Below are 19,229 nucleotides of genomic sequence, written 5' to 3'. Positions count from 1 at the left end.
AAAGTGTCAAGAATTAAGTACTAAAACGGATAGCCAATAGCAAAATTAAAAATGGTGTCATTGACATCAAAGTTGTAGCGTTCGCCTTCAGGTAAAGACGGATCATGAAATGGGGTGGCAAAATCAAAACGAATGACAAATCCTTGAACATCAACACGAGCACCCACACCAGCACCCATTCCTAATTCTTTATAAAAATTGCTACTAAAGGTGCCGCCTGGTAGAATTTCATTGGATTTACTGTTCCAAATATTCCCAGCATCTACAAAAAGGGCTCCTTTTAAAAATGAAACAATAGGGAAGCGGTATTCAATATTGGCTTCTAACCTGATGTTTCCACTTTGGTCAAAGTAAATATCGTCATTGTCAGTTTCTTGTTGAAAGGTACCGGGACCTAAGGAACGAATTCTAAAGGCTCTTACACTATATGGTCCACCTGCATAATATTGTTTTACAAAAGGTAGAACGTTTGAATTACCATAGGGTAGTCCGTATCCAGCAAAAAGCCTCGTGGCGATTTTTTGTTCTTTTCCAAAATTAAAATGATAATGGAAATCCACATCCAATTTGGCATATTGTGCATATTCTAAACCTAAAAAGCTTTCGGGTTGTCCAGGCTCTTGCTCTTTTCCAAACAAGCTAATGATGTTACCCGCCATATCAAAGGTGGTATTAAAATAGAATTGGTGAGTGTTAGCTGCATCTACCATGCCGTTATAAGTAAAAGAATAAGTGAGTCCAGCAATGAATTCTTGTTCAAAACTTTCTCTCAAATAAGGGTTGTCATCAAGAATTTGTTCAAATTCAGGTGTGGTATTGGTTAGTTGGGTATAAGTGATCGTTACTGGATTGATCTCATGAGTGACATACCTATTGGCATTCCAAACATAACCATACTTGGCGTTTCCAGAAAGTAGGGCATACAGCTGGGTACGATTTAAATAGTCAATACCGAAACCAATTTTGGTTTTAGGAATAGCATATTCAAAATAATCATTATCAAACTTAATTGGAAAAACCATTCTAGGAACCAATAGTTCCGTTTCTAAACCCAATTGGGTACTGCTCAAAGAACTACTGCTACCACTAGCAATTTGCTTTTCATAACCTACTTTAGCTCCTACACTAAAGGATTCACCTCCACCAAATAAGTTGCGGTTGGTATAAGTAACCCCTAAAGCTGGTCCAGCAAAATTGTTGGATTTGGATACCGCCTGTAGTTCGGTTCTTAATGAGCGTTTATTTAAAGGCGATAGGTAAATATCTGCCTGCAACAATCCCAAATTGTCATTTTCCAGGGTATCCAACTCCTTATATTGAATATTCACGTATTTATAGGACCCAATGGAAGATAGACGTCGAGCGGTATTTCTAGATTTTTCAGGATGGTAGAATTCACCTTCTTTAATCAGAATGAAGGGATCTAAATACTTAGGTTTAAAAAAAGGTTGCTCTTCTAGATAGTTTTTTTCATTGTATCGTGTGGTTTGAATTTGAAGTGAATCTTGATTCAATTCGTAATTGGAATACACATTAACTTTTGCAATTTTATAGGGAATTAAGGCTTTGTTCGGCACGTGGGACTTCAAGCTTAAATATAGATCATAGCGCTTGTTTTTATATCTGTTGGTATCGGCTTCAAAAATTAAAAACTGATTGTTGAAATTAAAGTAACCTTTTAGTTTTAGCTGACGTTCAATACGCTGGCGTTCCAATTCAAAATTTCCCAAATCAAAGCGCATGCCTTCCTTAAATGGTGTTTCCTCAAGACTTGTTTTCACTTCCTGATAAAATGGACTTGGAATGGAGTCTAATTGGTAGGTAGCCATGGTATAGGGACTCGTAATATTTACGGTATAATCAACCGATGCTTCTTTGTCCTTTTCATTTACCTGCGAACCAGATGTACTGTAAAAAAAACCTCTGTTTTCAAGTCTGTTGACCAAAAGATCCCTCACTTCATGTGGTTCAACATCTGATTGATAAACAGGTTCTTCCCCCAAATTTTTATAGAGCCATTTATTAATAAATCCAGGATGTTTTTTCTGATTTTTATAATAATAATATAGCCCCACGTACATTCCTAAGAATTTAGAATTGGGTTCTGGCATTAAGACCTGCTCCAATTCATTTTTTAATAAATCCTTATTAACAATGGTCGTATCTGAGGACATGCTCAATGTTGCCCCAGTATAAAGGCGTTCATCCTCTGGGATAAATTTTTCCACACCACAAGAGGTAATAAGCAATAGAATCACAAGATTGAGACATCTAAAATATATGTTGTATGAATTATTAGTTATTCTCATCTGCCTCCTGTTCTTTTACTTGATTTTGCTGCGATTCATTTTCTTGCGTGTCATCTTCAGGATGAAATATAGCATGCCAAAACTCACTAAATTTATTAAATTCCATGGTGAAAATTAGAGCAATACCACTGACCATTGTTTGGCCATCAATAACATTTTCAAATTCATTTCTTCTAAATCCCTTGATACGATACCTCCCATTTTTGGTCAATAAATACTCTAATGTAACGTTTCCTATAACCGGAGTTTCTTCCTCTGTTTGATTGCTTCCCTGAATGTCCACTTCACTTCCAACACTAACGGTCAAACGATCGTTAAACAGTTTTTTCTTAGCAGCGACCTCAAGCTGGGTTCGGTCTTGAGGGGTATTTCCTTGATAATCGGTAAAACTATCGAGTCCGAAATCCAATTCAAAGCCTGTTTTTCCTAGTAGTTTATCAGAAAACATATTAAGTTGATCAGAAACAGCGTCATTGAGGTTGTCACGGGCCACTGAGGCCATACCACCTTTACTACCATCACTGCCCGGTTCGGGATAAAAACGGTTCAGCACCAACAGGGAAAAAACTTGTTTGTTCAATTCTTCTTCCTGTTGATTCAATTGCTGTACACGACCATAGACTTGACCATTGATAGCACCGCGTTCATTTTCTGGCATGTCAATATTAAAAGAGATAACAGGTTGCATGAGTTCCCCATCAATATTAAGATACACCTCAAAGGGTAATACCTGTCTAAATTTATTACGCAGAGAAGGGTCAGATCCTGAAGTTTGGGTTGCCATTAAAGCCGAAGCCGAAGCTTTAACTTCATAAAGGGCTTTGATGTCAAGGGCGGCATCAAACGGATCTCCAGACCAGGTTACTCTACTACCGGGACTTAAATCAAATCGACGGTTTACTAGATTGTATAAACTCATCTCATAATGACCATCCGTAACATCATAAACTCCAGAAAGAGTCATTTGTCCATTGGGTTTCATGTTGAATACAAAATCTCCTTCTCCTGAAACTTTAAAATTATCATTGGTTTTCTCATTGATAATAATAGTCACCGCTGCCTCTGGTTTTACCTTAACGCGAGCATTAATATCAAAACCTTTAAGTGTGGAAGTTGTTTCTTCAGTTTGTGTAAGAATAGCATCTGGATGATCCTTGTTTACAAAAATAACGACTCCATCTCGTTGCTCCATGTTGACAGAAGCCGAAGGCATGATATATGAAATGTCGGTCTCATTACCAACAGTTGCATCTACATCCAATTTAGGTATTTGAAGATTTCCGGTTAAACTTGCGGTGGCATCAAAAACAGCTTTACCATAAACAAAATCATTGTCATCAACAGAAGCATTTAAAAGCTGAAAGTTTGTTGCTTGAATTTGAAGGTTGAAAGAAGGATTTAAAGTATTTTCAGTAAGAATATCTCCAGTTAGGATTAAAGGATTGTTGTTGGCATCTAAAACGGTGAATTTACTCAATGAAATCTTTTCATTGGTTACTTGAACACTTTCCTGTTTTAAGGTGAAGGCGGCATTGAACTTGGCTATATTAAAAGCTGCATTATTAAAATCCAATTGACCTTGATATTTTAAATCACTAGGTGCTCCATTAACTTGAAATTTACCTGTCATGCTACCATTTGTATCAGTCAATGCTCCCATGCTGAAACCTTCCAATGCTTTCATTTGAAATTCATTGATATTGAGATCTAAATCTAAGGCTGCTCTTTCTGTTCCAGCTAAATAGTCGCCTTTAAGGTCTAAATCAACCATGCCTCCTTTTGTAGATAGATAAAAATCATACTGCTGGTTTTGTATCGGTTTTCCTTTAAGGTAAAGCGTGCCTAAGTCCACGTCTAATACATGAAGTTGATTAATGTCCAATTGGGCATTTAAACCAGTTTTACCAAAAGGATCCTCAACTATTAAATCCCCATTTATTAAACCAGTTGCAAGTGTTTTGTCAGGATTGAAATATCCTAGGAGTTCTTCAAGGTTTAATTGCTTGAAGGTCATAGCTACATGATCTTTTTGTATGTTAAGGAATTCATGAGTCAATTGAATTTCCTGGTCTTGAAACTGAAAAAGAACATCTTGAAAGGTTAGTTTCTGATTTGAATAATCAATTTGATTCGTGGCAGGAATTTGCCAATTGTTTTTGTTCAATACAAGGGTTTCGGGTTCTATATGGAAATGAAGCAATTCGCTATCACCGGTAATTTTGGAATCCATACGCATTACGGTAGTGTCCTGATCTTTAGCGATAAATTGTAGTGAGAGTTCATGGTTTTCCTGATGACCTGAAAAAATGGTTTGAGGTAGTACCAATGGACCAGCCGTTAATTCTTTATACCTGAAATTGAAATCAAAATGTTCTTTATCAGTAAGCATATCAAAATGAAGGCTATCCAATTTATTACCATCATAATTAATATGAGGAGCCGTAATTTCTGTGTCTAATCGATAAGCCATTTCATCAAAATCCATGGCAATTTGAATGGTGTCTAAATCTTCAACGTTGACAAGTAATACTTCATTTAACAGAGGAGACGGATTTATAGTACCCTTGAATTTTAATTTAACAGGCCGCTCTAAAGTATCCACCCTCTGGAGATCTCTGTAAAAGTAACTTTGTATGTGTTGTGATAAAGCTTTGCTAAAGGTTTTCGGGTTTGAATTGGATTCCAAATCGGCATCAATTATTTTATTGTGTATAGTGACAGAAGTGGTATCTGGTCTCACATGGGCTTGAGCTTGTAAATCACCAAGTAAATACCTTTTATTGTCATAAACGATTACGCCTTCATTAATTTGCGTTTCAACATCAAATGACGAACTATTACCTTTAAAATCAGCCTCTAACTGAAACCCAGTTCTAAGAGATTGGTCTGTAATTCCCAAGGCGTTTAAATTAGCCCCAATAACATTCAAATCTATCTTCGCTTCAGGGGCAATAGAGTCTAAAGTGATTAAGGCATCCAGATTCATATTAAGGTTGTCATCTTTGTAATTTGATGTAATATGACCTTGTCCATTGACCAATTCTCCTTGAATGCTTAGGTCTTTAACATCATATTGCTTTAGTTTGAATTCTGAAACAACAGCATCCAATTGAGCATTTAAATGATTGATGTTGCTTCCTGTGCCATTAGCTTCTATACTCAAACTTAAAGCACCTAAATCTTCATTTTTAAGCAATTCATTAAGTTGGTAATTATCAATCTGACCATTTACATCAAAATGAATACCTGCTTCTTTATTGAAAAAGCCTTCTAATTTGGCGTTTCCTTGTGAGGTGTTTAACAAGGCGGTAGCTCGAATATTGTTGAGGTTGCCTTTGGCATTACCTTGTATATTAACGGTTTCTGGGAATTGGATACCTAATGAATCTTCCGAAGCAAATTTGATGAGATCAGATCTTACCGTAGTTGCTCTAAATTTCGGAATGTCAAAAGTTATGGAATCTGGAGTGGTTATTTTTTTAATCTGACCTTTTAAGTCTATTTGCGTTTCTTTTCCCCATTGGATATTCAAATGAGAAATTTGAATATCAGACAAAGTTCCTTGTGCCTTTAGGTTACCTTGAAGTGCCTTTTGTCCGAGTGTTTGCATATATGTATTGTCCCTAAGACTGGGTTCAAACTTAAACACATCATTCAAGTCAAATGTCATGTTTGCTAGATTCAAATTTACTTTAGCTTGTTCTGGGTTTGCCAAAAAAGAGGCTAAAGAGGCATATTGTAAGTCTAGGCTTCCTTTGATTTTATTTTGATTTACTGCGGCGTTTAGTTGTTGAATTTTAAGATTTTGATCTGTTATTGTTAATCCAACACCTATTTCTTGTACGTTAATTCCTGAAGCTTCATTAAAATTTAAAGTGTTCAATTCTAATCCAGCATTCTTATCTTTCAAAAGCACATTAGCTGCTTGAAGGTTGAAATTTGTGATGACTACGGCTTCTGGGTTGAAAGTGCCCTTTTTCGGTTTTTGATTGTTGGAAATAAAACTGAATTGATTGTCCTCAAAATCTATTTCACCAATGGTTAATTGAAAGTCTGGCCATTCAAAGGAGTTGGAATCAGAAGCCAATGGTTCATTGAATTCGGTTGAATTTTTTTTGGTTGTTTTGATGTCAATTTGAGATTGTTTTAAATTCAATTCCCCAAAAACAAACGCTTGGTTTGTTAAGTCAATGCTTTCAATTTCAGTATTAAAATCATCAATATTTGTGTTCACTTCTAAGCCGTCTCCAATGGATTTATAATGTGCTTTTACTTTGTTCAGGGTTAGGTTATCCACTGAAATGAATGGAAGTATGGACGTTTCTGATTCAGAACTGGCTATTACTGGAGTTTGGGTAACATCAATAAAGGCATCTTGTAACTCAAGGTCATCGACTTTAAAAGTCATGGTTTCCAAATTGGTTTCATCCATATCAACTTCCAAGGTTTTAAACTTGTAAGTGCTTTGAATGCCTGTTACTTGGTCATTATAAACGATATTAAAATCCTTTAAGTCCAAAGACCCCAATACAAGATTAAAGGGTTTGGAAACCGTATCTTGAGTTGATTCAACCGGTGTTTCATTGGAAGTAAATGCATCAATTAAAAATTGGAAATTAAATCCATTGATAGAATCCTTCCTGATGATGTTGGCACGTAATCCTTCCCATTCCAAATCATCAACACCCATTCCCTTACCTGTAATTAATGCCCACAACGGCATATTGGCTTCAAGTCTTTTAGAGTAAACTAATGTGTCTCCTTGTTGATCTTCCACATAGAGATCTTCAATTTGAATATCGCCGTCAAAGGTTATAAAAGCCTTTTTCAGTTCTATTTTGGAGTGGGTTTTATTGGTGACATAGTCTATGGCCTTGTGAACAATAATATCTTGTCCCCACGGACTCCTGATGAAAAGAACCAAAAGGATAAAAAGAACTAGGAGTACCAAAAACACTTTTACAAGAATTCGGAAGACACGATGTCTCCTCTTCTTTGAGGTTTTGGTAGAATCTGTAGACAATTCCTAATACAATTTAGATGGTTCTTACAAATGTAATTAAATGTAAGTTACATGTTCTTAATAAATTGCTAATCCATCAGAAATGGCCTACTTTTTAGTTGCCTGGTATAAAGTTTGACTCGTAGTACTTTTGGAGTGTCAAAATTTAACCCCCAATCAGTTTGGTCTCCATTTAGGATACGGTCCATAACAAAAGTGCCATTTTCATAGTGTCCTTCCTCAACACTTAAAAACCACCAAGGCTTATCGGCATATTTTCCAGAAGGTTCAAACATGACTCGGCAATGGTAACCCACTAACAAAAATTCGTTGGTATCGAGTTCGGCAACCAATAGGCGTCCATCAGGATGTTTGGGTTGAAAAGGAGATCTTGACATTCTATCAAAAGTCCCAAATGCGATATTTAAATCCCATGATTTTAAAGAAATCGTTTGGTCGGTGACATAATTCTCACGGTCAACAGCACCTCCTTTTTCGGCTTCATGGTCAATTGGTAGTAATTGAATGGCTGTTTGGATGTGACCTTCATAATTCAACTTGGCAATCACATCTGCCATGGGCTTAAATAACTTAAAGTTAAGCGCGGTGGGTTCATACATATCTTTGGCAGTCATGGGCTTACCATCTGGACCTATACGTAGTCTGGTATCATCCAATCCGAACGGGGCATAACCTATGGCGCCTTCTCCCAAAGCAGCGTAGAAAAACTTGGGGAAATCTTCATGCCAAAAGGTTTCAGGAACAAACAACGGATTGGTTTTGGTACTGTAAACCTCTAATGATTTTAAATAGGTTTGGGTATCCTTAAAATAAATATCAGGTGCTAATAGGTCAATATCAGGCGCTGCGGCTTTCCATAGATCCAAAACATTATCATTGGGTCCACCTACCTGATAATAGGGAGGACCTGGATTAATAGGGTTTCTAATAGCGCCATTCACGTATAAAGGAAGAGAATATATGGCTTTTCCTGCCGAGGCGACTTGTCCTATATAGGAGGCCACATGCCAAACATGAAAGTATTCTTCAGCATGTTCTCCAAAGACTTGTTTCCAGGTTCCTCCATTATTTGAGGATACTTCCATGGCTTTTAAAGCTTCTTTAGGAACCTTACTTTCAAAGAGTTTGTTTGCTTCTTTAGAATAATCCCTGACACTTCCCCAAGAACCTGGTTCGTTTTGAACCTGTACCATAATGACGGTATGTTGTGGGTCCACTTCCTTAAGATGATTCATAAACATTGAGAATGCCTTTATATCTGCTTCTAAGGTAGCTTGGGCATGAGGGGATGGGGAATCAATAGGTTCTCCATTTTTGTTCACCATATTAAAGTAGGTATCTGGTTTTAATTTCATCCATTGTGGCATGTAATGATTGGAACCATTTTTCCAAGTGGCAAACCAAAGTAATATAACTCTTAGATCGCGTTCTCGGGCTTGTTTAATGATGCTATCCATTACGCTATAATCATAGACGCCAGGTTGGGGTTCAAATTGTTCCCAATAAATAGGTATTTCTAAAGTATTGATATGTAATTGATCCATGGCCGACCAGACTTGAGGAAGGGTGGCTGGCCAAGAACTGGAATTGTTACTTTGTGCTCCCAAAACAAGATAAGGTTCTCCATCAACAATCAAGGCATGTCGCCCATTTTGGGTTTCAATACGAGGAATAAGATTCTCTTTTGTTTGTGATATACCTAAAGTAGTGACGAGTAAAAAGATACTTAAAATGTGATTTACTGTTTTTTTGTAACGGAAAAAATTCATCTTAGGAAATGACATATAGATTAAAGTAGTAAAGATAAAAAATGACAAGCTGAATAAGCGTGAAAAACACACTTAAATCCGTCAGAAATAGAGATGCTTTATGTCAGCATGACATTTTAAATATATTCTGTATTTTTAAGACTTAATCAGAAAACAAGATTTAAATGAAAGCACTCTTTACTTTATTGGCTGTCTTTTTGTTGGCTACCTCCTGTAATCAAAATACTGGCACCGAGGATACCGCTCAAAATTCAGAAAACACTATTGATTTTAAAATTCCATATGAAAAATTCACTTTAGACAATGGATTGGAAGTTATCTTACATGAAGATCATAGTGACCCTATCGTTGCGGTGGCAACTATGATGCATGTTGGTTCCAATAGGGAGAAACCAGGGAAAACGGGATTTGCCCACTTTTTTGAACACATGAGTTTTAATGATTCTGAAAATGTACCTGTAGGAGCCAATAGAAAATTAATTCCAGAATGGGGTGGTCAGCGTAACGGAGGAACTTGGAGTGATGGAACAGTATATTATGAAGTGGTTCCAAAAGACGCTTTTGAAAAAATCCTTTGGATTGACTCTGATCGATTTGGGTATATGATTAATACAGTAACAGAAGCAGCTTTGGAACGTGAAAAACAGGTTGTTAAAAATGAAAAACGCCAAAGAGTTGATAATTCACCCTACGGATATACTGATGAAATTATTAGAAAAAATCTTTATCCAGAGGGTCATCCTTATAACTGGACGGTAATAGGGCAATTACCAGATTTACAAGCAGCTACGATTGATGATGTTAAAGAGTTTTATGCTCAATACTATGGAGCTAAAAATGCGTCTTTGGTTATCGCTGGAGATATTGATATTGCCAAAACCAAAGAATTAGTTGAAAAGTGGTTTGGTGAAATTAACAGAGGGCCAGATGTAGATCCTCTTGAGCCAATGCCTGTTACTTTAACTGAAAGCAAGTATTTATATTTTGAAGATACTTTTGCCAAGTTACCTGAATTACGGATGGTATTTCCAACCGTTGAAGAGTATCATCCAGATACCTATGCGTTAAATATTTTGGGAAATCTTTTGAGTGGAAGTAAAAAAGCGCCTCTTTATCAGGTGCTTGTTGAGGAAAAGAAATTAACTCCCAATGTTGGTTCTTATCAAAGCAGTAGTGAGTTGGCAGGGGAATTTGTATTGAGGGTAAGAGCCAATAATGCGGTTGATTTGGATTCTGTGAAAATAGCTTTGGATGAAGGTTTGAAGCGATTTGAAACTAATGGAGTAGAGGATAAAGATTTGAAGCGTATCAAAGCAGAATTGGAAACGCAGTTATATCAAGGTGTTAGTACCGTTTTAAATAAAGCATTTCAATTAGTTCAAGATAATGAGTTCAATGGTGACCCTAGTTATATTACCCAAACAGCCAATCTTACCAATGCCGTCACAAAGGAGGATGTTATGAGGGTTTATAACAAATATATCAAAGGTCAGAATTATGTAATGACCAGTGTGGTTCCCAAAGGGCAATTGGATTTGGCAGTAGCAAATTCCAAAGAGGCTACTGTTTGGGTGGAAGAGGTAAAACAGGATGTTGCAGCCGAAGAAGTAGGTCAAGGAGAAGAGGCTGATTATGAGAAAACACCGAGTAAATATGATAGGAGTGAACCTCCTTTTGGTGACATGCCTTTATTTCAAGCTCCCGAAATTTATAAGGCCAATTTAGATAATGGATTGGCTTTATATGGGATTGAAAATAATGAAGTGCCTTTAGTACAATTTGAAATAACCATTCCCGGAGGGCACCTTTTGGATTCTAAAGAAAAGTCAGGTGTTGCCAATTTACTTGGTGATTTAATGATGGAAGGTACCGCCACCAAAACGCCAGCAGAATTAGAAGAGGCCATAGGGATGCTTGGAGCTAGTATTTCATTCTCAAGTTCTAATGAAGATTTTAGAATCACGGGATCTTGTTTAAGTAAAAACTTAGAAGGTACCGTCGCCTTGGTAAAAGAAATGTTATTGGAACCAAGATGGGATTCCAAAGAATTTTCAAGATTACAACAGGCTCTTGAAACGAGTTTAAAAGGAAGGGAAGCAGAACCTAGATCTATTGCATCCATCAATTACGCCAAATTACTTTATGGTGATGACCATATTTTTGGAATTCCAGGCAGTGGTACTTTAGAAACAACAGCTGGGATTTCACTGGAAGATTTAAAAGCATATTATGCGATGCTCTCTCCTGAAAATGCTAAGGTTCATGTGGTAGGGGATGTTTCCCAAGCTCAAGCTGAAAAAGTGTTTGCGGCTTTAAATACTTGGAAAGCGCCTGCTCCCGAAATGCCATCTTACATTCTTCCAGAGTCTCCAAAAGCAAATACAATCTATTTTATTGACGTTCCAGACTCCAAACAATCAGTTCTTTATATCGGTAAATTGGCGCTTTCTGCTGAAGATGCCGATTTTAATAATTTAGAATTTGCAAATGAAGTTTTAGGTAGTGGTTCTAGTGGCATGTTGACCCAAACCCTTAGGATAGAAAAAGGATATACTTATGGTGCCTATTCAGGAATTGCCACTAGTAAAGAGGTAGGTCCTTTTTATGTAATTACTAATGTTAGAGCAAATGCAACCTTACCATCTTTGGAAATTATTCAGGATATGCTCACTAATTACGGACCTAATTTCAGTGAAAAGGAAGTTGAAATCACCAAGAATAAAATCTTAAAAGATAATACCAGAGCCTTTGAGAGTTTGGGTTCCAAAATGGGTATTCTTAGGAATATTAGTAAATATGACAAACCATTGGATTATATCGAAAAGGATCAGGAAGAATTGATCAGTATGACTGTTGCTGACTATAAGGAGATCATAAACAAGTACCTACAAGAAAAAGAAATGATCTATGTCATTGTTGGTGATAAATCAACTCAGTGGGATGAAGTGAAGAAACTAGGAAAACCTATGATCGAATTAGATATACATGGCAATCAGTTGTAATTAATATTGAATAAAAAATGAAAAGCACTTCCATTGAAGTGCTTTTTTATTATTCGGGGATTTGGTTTTATGAAACCTGCTGTTTGCTGTGTTGAGATTTAAATAAGTTGTCTATAAGGGTCATTGTTTCCTTGGCAGCTTCTTTAGGTTTCAAGGCAGTATCTGAAATGCCAGATATCACTCTAGTAATATCATGATCTACACCTCCTTTTTTGTGCCATAAATCTGTTGATGCTACACTTACATAAGCTGAGAAATTGTGATGTCCAGATCCCGGTCTTTCTCCAATGATATGTATAATTCCATGATATTTATTTACATGCTTTGAAGTACCAAATAAATGTTCGCCACAGGCATAACCAGCTCTTACTCTTCCGTGGGTGATGACTAAATGTTGTTTACTCAAGCTGAATCCATATTCAGTAATACCTTGAATTAATTCGGTTAAATAGGGTTGCAAATGACCAGTGTCTTGAAGTGCTCTTACATTAAGACCATCAGAAATGATAATCTGAATATCAGGAGCTGAGCTTCCCCAAGTGGCTTTGAGTCGTTTTAATTTATCTATGGAACTTTCAGATAAGCGCTCACCAGTAGCGGGATGATAAACATAATCCTTTCGGTTTTGTGCTTGTGTAATAATAGGGTAGGCGGCAGGAATGGTTTGAATAAATTCTGACGACATTTCCGTCCAAAGACTGATTTTGGCATCTTCATACAGTTGATGTACTTTTGCATCTAATTTTGGTTCCAAATCCCAAGGATTTTCCCCATAGCCTTGTGCAATAGATACCCCTCGTTTTTCTATTTTATCGATAAAGGCTTGACCTTCTTCAGTAATTATCTCATAAGATCTAACATCTCCTTTTGCTTTTTGATATTTATAATAAACCCAAATGGGGTCTCCAAAATGTTCGGTAGGATTTCCTAGCTCGTCAATGACTTCAATGTGTTTGAAAAAGTCCCACATGGCATCGTTTACACGATATCCAAATTGATCCCTAATCTTTACATGATTGCTAAAGGCGGTAGTTAGGTAACTAAGCATGGGGTCATTTTTAGTAGGTAATGCCATAAGGTATGCTGGATTAGCGGGCATGACTTGCTCAATGCACCAATCAAGATCTTCTAGGTTGATATCCATATGAAGCGTGGAGCAGATATCCAAACCTATGGTGAGTCCATGCAGTTTACCCATAACCGTATCTTCTAGGCAGCATCTTACCAACTGTTCTTTTGATTTGAAGACTTCGGGTCCAATAAAACCTGCTACATCATTAACATGTACCCATGAGTTGTTATCTTTTTTGATCTCATTAATCTTATATTTTAACCCTCTTAAGAATCCATATTTTCTGGATTCGTGCATGACCATGTCAAATCCTTCACTATGGCCATTGGTAAGGTCGGCACCTTGACCTGTTTCGGCATAAAATCCAAATTGACCATTTCTTTCAGAGGCATATTGGAGCATTTTATCAATAGTTACATCAAAGGTTTTGTTAGCATTAACAGTTCCTGCGATGCTTTGAAACCAAATCCCCGTTGTTCCCGGATGCATGTTTTCTACTTCTGCTTGAACATCTACATGGGACAACACGCAATTAGGAATGGTGGTTTCTAGTTGAAAGGTTTGAATAATATCAAGTAAGGCTGCTTCAACTTTTGCCACAGAAGTTGGATTGCTACTAACAGGGTTGGTACCCAAAACAACGTCGCCTACGGCATAGGACCAAGCGTTAAAAACTTGCCAGGATATATCTTCAATATTATCAGTAGGCGAGTTGGGCTGGACACGGGCACCCATGTATCCTTTACTTCCTATTTTGGAATCTGGTAACGGATTGAATACCTTTTGACTTATTTGAATCAACTCTTTATTAGTCATCAATTTAACCAAACAAGCTATTATATCGCTAGACAAACTAGGCATAATCATTTTGATTTCTTCTTCTGGTTTTGATAAAACGAATGTCTTTAAATCATTTATGGTCCAATCTTGGATGGTTTTATCTGGTAATGTTGAATTTTGGATGAATTTAAAGAGGTCATCTTCATAAACTGGATGTTGATTGAGGTCTTTTAAAGATGTATTGGCCAACAATTCTCGCGCATGAAATCTGGAACTGGAACTGGTGGCTGCCACTTTTATAGTTTGATCGCCCTCTTTGAATTCATTAGCCGACCCTAAAATTTGTTTGTAAAGCACTCTATCAAAAGCTCCCTTTTTTCTTTGGATATATTGAAATATGTCTTCTTTACCGTTGGGTTTTTCAATACTTACAGCCTGATTTTCTTTGGTAGTTGTCTTGGTAGGACTGAACATTTGACATCGGTTGAGTAACAATACAGAGGCCCCAATCAAACCAGTTTGTTTTAAAAAATCTTTCCTATCCATAGCTCTAAAGTTAACTTTCACAAAATCAGTTAGTCTTAAAGATACTAAAAGGAATAGATAATTTCAATGAAATAGTAAATCCTCAGAAAGCTTGGATTTTTATTTCTGAATTTCCATATTTTCAATTTGAAATTGAAAATTAATAGACAAATGAAAACTAATGTGTTTCTATCTCGTCCATTATTTCCATGGCCATGGCATAATCTGGTTCCGGTACCTGAAGTTCCACCAAGAAGGTGGGCATATAATTCATCACTTGGGTCGTGAATTGATTTCTTAAAAAACAAGGAATTCCTTCTGATTCCAATCGGCTTTTCAAAACCAATAATTCAGATTCATTGTGCGCTTTTTTTACGGTCTTCCAGATCATAAGTGTATTATTTAACTAATACTCTAAGATAAGAAAAATAGCAAAATCAATAGATTATAATTTGGCTGATAGTCTCACGTTAAAAACTCGTGGGGTGAGGTAGTTTGGAATGGCGTACTGTCTCTTACTATATACATCTCTTACCCATGTATTGGTAATGGAGTTTTGAACGTCAAATAAATTGAATATTTCAAAACCTAAAGAAAGATACTTGAATGGTTTTTTCCAACCCTTATCAAAGGTCTCATTACGTTCTACTAACACATAGGAAAGTCCTAAATCAGCTCTTTTATAATCAGGCAGTCGGGTTTGATAAACATATGGGTCTGCGTAGCTTGGAGAGCCTCCAGGAAGCCCTGTGTTGTAAACCAAATTCAAATACATCTTCATTTTTGGAAGTACAGGTACATAATCTTGGAAGAGGGCTGCAAATTTAAGGCGCTGGTCCGTTGGTCTAGAAATATACCCACGGTTGTCTATGTTTTCTTCGGTTTTTAGGTAGCCAAAGCTAAACCAAGATTCTGTTCCGGGGACAAATTCACCATTTAATCTTAGGTCCAATCCATAAGCATAAGCGGTGGCATTGTTTTTAGCTCTATAGCGTATCCTAACATTTTCAATGGTGTAGGGATTTACATCTGTAAGATGTTTGTAATAGGCTTCGGTAGTCAGTTTAAAAGGGCGTTCCCACATATTGAAACTGTATTCATTTCCTAAAACTACATGTAAAGACTTTTGTGCTTTGACATTGGGTTGCACCATCCCAGTTGAATCTCTTAGTTCTCGGTAAAATGGCGGTTGGTAATATAAACCAGTTCCTAGTCGAAATAGCATGTCTTTATTCCAATCTGGTTTTATTGCAAACTGTGCTCTCGGACTAATTACAGTTTGTGTGTTTTTTTCCAAATTGTCACCATCTACCGTCCAGTTGTGAACACGGCCTCCAATATTAAACCAAACATCATGTGTTCCTATTTTGGTTCTGCGACTATATTGCAAATAAGCTTGTAGTCTATCTATAGTTGTATTGTTTCTAGATCTCACATTACTGTAAGCTTCCAAGGGGCCTTCATAAGGTGTATAAGGTTGGTCATTGAAAGCATCACTACTTGGGGGATTGATTGAAAATCCAGCAGAATCAATAACTTCCCATTCTACCAAACGATCCCTAATATCTTCCTGTGTATACTTTAAGGACCATTCAAAATGGTTGTTTTCTTTTTCATAGCTTCCTTTGTGCTCTAGGTTGGCAATAAGGGCATCTAAGTCGTTTCTTCCATGAGTCAATTGTCCGCCAATTCCTTCACTAAATTGAACTTCACCTAAATCTTCATCTCCAATATTGGTGTTTACTTCCCCTAGACGGTATTGAGCCAAAATGTCAAAATATTCTTCCTCTGTAGTGTGATATTTGGAAGCAATAAGCTCTAGCGTTACCTGATCATTTAATTGGTAGGTTCCCTTTAAAGCACCAAACAGTGTTTGATATTGGTCTTTTTCTTGGCCTTCATAAAAAACCAAAAGAGCCATGGGGTTTTCCAGGGTTCCAAAATTGGTTTGTCTGGTCAAGGGTTCGTAATCATACTTGTTTAAAGAGGCGTTTCCTAAAAAACTCAACTGAAATTTATCTGAAAAACTATAGGTGAGATAGGTTTGGAAATCTACAAATACAGGATGGTAATTGGTTTCGGTTTCCTTCGCGTCCACCAATAAACTGTTGTCGCGATATCGCACTCCTGCAATGGCTTGAAACTTGGAATCTTTTGAAATGCCTTCAGCAGTCAAACTTCCTCCTAAAAGACTCAAATCGGTTGTGATACCAAATTCCGTGGGCTGTCTATAAGTTATGTCTAAGACCGAAGATAATTTATCCCCATATTTAGCTTGAAATCCACCGGCGGAGAAATCGACATTATGAACCATATCGGTATTCACAAAGCTCAAGCCTTCTTGTTGTCCCGAACGAATCAAAAATGGGCGATACACTTGAATCCCGTTGACATAGACCAAATTCTCATCAAAGTTACCTCCGCGTACCGAATACTGAGTGCTTAATTCGTTGTTGCTGCTTACTCCGGGTAAGGTTTGCAAGATGTTTTCAACACCTGGATTGGCTCCTGGTATTAAACGAATTGTTTCTGGTTCTAAGGTGATTATCCCTTGTACATCCTTTCGTTTTCTACCAGTAATGACCACAGTCGAAATTTGCTCGGTTGAGGCATTCATGACCGGATTGAATTCCATGGATTCACCACTTTCCAACTTAAAAGTGGCCGAAATTTTCTGGAACGCAATGTGTGTAAATTGAACCGTTATCTCTTTGTTTGCAGGAATTTTTAAAATAAAAAAACCATTTTCATTGGTGGTCGTTCCTACATCACCCGCTTGAATGTTGACATCTTCAACTGGGGCATTCTTTTCGTCTAGGATGATTCCTTTCAGTATACCTTGTTGAGAAAAACCTAAAACAGGAACTAATAGAATAAGACCTAAATAGCAGATTAGTGATTTCAATAGTTGGTTTATTTTCTATAAAATGTAGCTTCAAATGTACTACTATTTCCGACATTATCCGTTACGATGACTTTTAAATTGTTTTCGGTTTCTGTGATGACATTATCATTAAAATCAAAGGTTAACATGTCATCTTTATATTCGTATTCCATTAAAATAAATTTCCCATTTACCGTAGCTCGGTATTTAGAAATTCCAGATTCCTTATCCTCAATTTTTAATTTTAAATACCTAAAGTTGCTTACCCATTTTCCATTTGAAAAATTGATGGGCTTGATGGTGGGATCCACTGTATCTTTCGCTAAGGCATAAATACCTAACGTTTTGGTTCGTGTAGAAAGTATGTGGCCCTCTTTTTTTGTGGAGCTATAATAAGGACGTTTGTAGTAGCCTACCAAACGGCCAATGTAAAGCTGCTCTAAATCCTCTGGTTTGTAATGACTGAGATCATAGGTGATTGTAAAATATTTTTGGGCTGCAATAGATTCATCATGCAGTTTAATGGTATCATTGGTTTGGGCAAAATCCATGTAAAAATCCTCATAAAAGGTGTTGGAAGGAAATTCTACAGCTACTTTGTCATGCACCAATTCGTTGGTTTTATTGGCGTATATAAAGTAATTGGATTTAAAAGGTTCCTCTTTTTTAATGGTATCGTATTTTTTTCCTTTGATGTTGATTGTAAGCCAAGTATTATTGTTTTTATAATCGGAAACTTTGACCTTATAAATGGAAGACGTGCTATCTTGAATCTGTAAATAACCTTCATCATCCAAATTTTTATAAATGCTCAAGGGGTTGTTTGTGTCCCTATATAGTTTTTGTAGTCGGTGTTTTTCATGGATATATTGCTCATAATCAATGAAACGATTGATGTGGCTTGATTCATCAAACGAAAATTTGTGAAAATCAATTTCAATCTTTTGATTTCCATTCATAAAGGTTTGGATATTGTATAGGCCGTTATTGTTATAAGCCAAATCTTGTCTATCATTTGCTTCAATGGCAAATCCAATTTTCCCATAGGCTTCTACATTTTCCACTACATAATCATTGTTTGGTTGTCGAATTAAGCGTAGTTTTTGCTTTTCGTTGGATTTGTTGATATGGGAATTTGGTCCAATTGGGTAGGCATAAACATTTTTAATGAAAGGGGGAGTGGTGTCTTTGATGTCCAGTCCAAATAACATAGGGTTAATAGGGCGCTCCGCATTATCACGAATTTCGAAATGAAGGTGCGGGCCACCAGAACTTCCTGTATTACCACTGTAGGCAACGACCTCTCCTTTAGAAACTATTAACTCATCAGGATTGGGGAAAACTTCCACTTCATAACTTTCTTGTTCATACTGCAGTTTTTTAATGTAAGCTTCTAGAGTGGGACTCAATCTTTGCAAATGGGCATACACGGTGGTATATCCATTGGGATGCGTAATATAAATAGCTTTACCATATCCAAAATGGGCAATTTTGATTCGACTAATATATCCGTCAGCCGCTGCATAAATCTTAAGACCCTCTACTTGTTGTGTCTTAATATCTATTCCTGAATGGAAATGATTGGAGCGTAATTCGGCAAATGTCCCCGCCATCACGAGGGTTATATCCAGAGGACTTTGAAAATAATCCTGAGGATAGATATTTTGAGCTTTCAATAAGGGAGAACAAAGTAGGAATAAGGCTAGGGTATATTTCATAAAATTTTTATTGTTGCTAAAATTATTAATTTGAGGTCACTTGTCAAAACACTAAACGCTTGAAGGCCATAATAAAGTCTATTAAGATAGGTTCTTCACAATTTTATTTAAAAACAATTGTTATTTATAGTAAGGTATATTAACTTT

General features: G+C 36.7%; 8 protein-coding genes. 1 reads left to right on the top strand and 7 read right to left on the bottom strand.

Annotated elements, in window-relative coordinates; all coding sequences use genetic code 11:
* Positions 1–20: 20 nt before the first annotated feature.
* The 3 genes from ZA07_RS01945 to ZA07_RS01935 all read right to left on the bottom strand — a co-directional run bounded on the left by ZA07_RS01945 (position 21) and on the right by ZA07_RS01935 (position 9,116).
* On the bottom strand, positions 21–2,309 hold the full coding sequence (locus ZA07_RS01945; RefSeq protein WP_053970050.1) for a BamA/TamA family outer membrane protein: 2,289 nt from the start codon (positions 2,307–2,309) through the stop codon (positions 21–23).
* Positions 2,296–7,332: a translocation/assembly module TamB domain-containing protein gene (locus ZA07_RS01940; protein ID WP_157492027.1), complete on the bottom strand. Its 5,037-nt coding sequence runs from the start codon at positions 7,330–7,332 to the stop codon at positions 2,296–2,298. The genes ZA07_RS01945 and ZA07_RS01940 overlap by 14 nt, the downstream gene beginning before the upstream one ends.
* Positions 7,333–7,400: 68 nt before the next feature.
* Positions 7,401–9,116 (bottom strand): DUF5597 domain-containing protein, encoded by a 1,716-nt coding sequence (locus tag ZA07_RS01935; protein WP_197276686.1) that lies wholly within the window; start codon positions 9,114–9,116, stop codon positions 7,401–7,403.
* Between the two features lie 149 nt (positions 9,117–9,265).
* On the opposite strand from ZA07_RS01935, the gene ZA07_RS01930 reads away from it, so the two are divergent.
* Positions 9,266–12,103: a pitrilysin family protein gene (locus tag ZA07_RS01930; RefSeq protein ID WP_053970049.1), complete on the top strand. Its 2,838-nt coding sequence runs from the start codon at positions 9,266–9,268 to the stop codon at positions 12,101–12,103.
* A gap of 67 nt (positions 12,104–12,170) precedes the next feature.
* Here the strand turns inward: ZA07_RS01930 and eutB are convergent, their stop codons facing one another.
* The 4 genes from eutB to ZA07_RS01910 form a co-directional block, all read right to left on the bottom strand.
* A complete protein-coding gene (gene eutB / locus ZA07_RS01925) occupies positions 12,171–14,501 on the bottom strand; it encodes an ethanolamine ammonia-lyase subunit EutB (RefSeq protein WP_053970048.1) in 2,331 nt (776 codons plus the stop codon).
* A gap of 157 nt (positions 14,502–14,658) precedes the next feature.
* Positions 14,659–14,871, bottom strand: coding sequence for a DUF2007 domain-containing protein (locus tag ZA07_RS01920; RefSeq protein ID WP_053970047.1), 213 nt, complete (start codon positions 14,869–14,871; stop codon positions 14,659–14,661).
* Between the two features lie 54 nt (positions 14,872–14,925).
* Positions 14,926–17,385: a carboxypeptidase-like regulatory domain-containing protein gene (locus tag ZA07_RS01915; RefSeq protein ID WP_053970046.1), complete on the bottom strand. Its 2,460-nt coding sequence runs from the start codon at positions 17,383–17,385 to the stop codon at positions 14,926–14,928.
* A gap of 8 nt (positions 17,386–17,393) precedes the next feature.
* Complete coding sequence (locus ZA07_RS01910) at positions 17,394–19,082, bottom strand: M23 family metallopeptidase (protein ID WP_053970045.1); 1,689 nt, start codon at positions 19,080–19,082, stop codon at positions 17,394–17,396.
* Positions 19,083–19,229: the final 147 nt, after the last annotated feature.

It is taken from the genome of Mangrovimonas sp. ST2L15 (assembly GCF_001280515.1).
GTDB lineage: Bacteria > Bacteroidota > Bacteroidia > Flavobacteriales > Flavobacteriaceae > Mangrovimonas > Mangrovimonas futianensis.
This window is presented reverse-complemented; position numbering and strand designations above follow the sequence as displayed.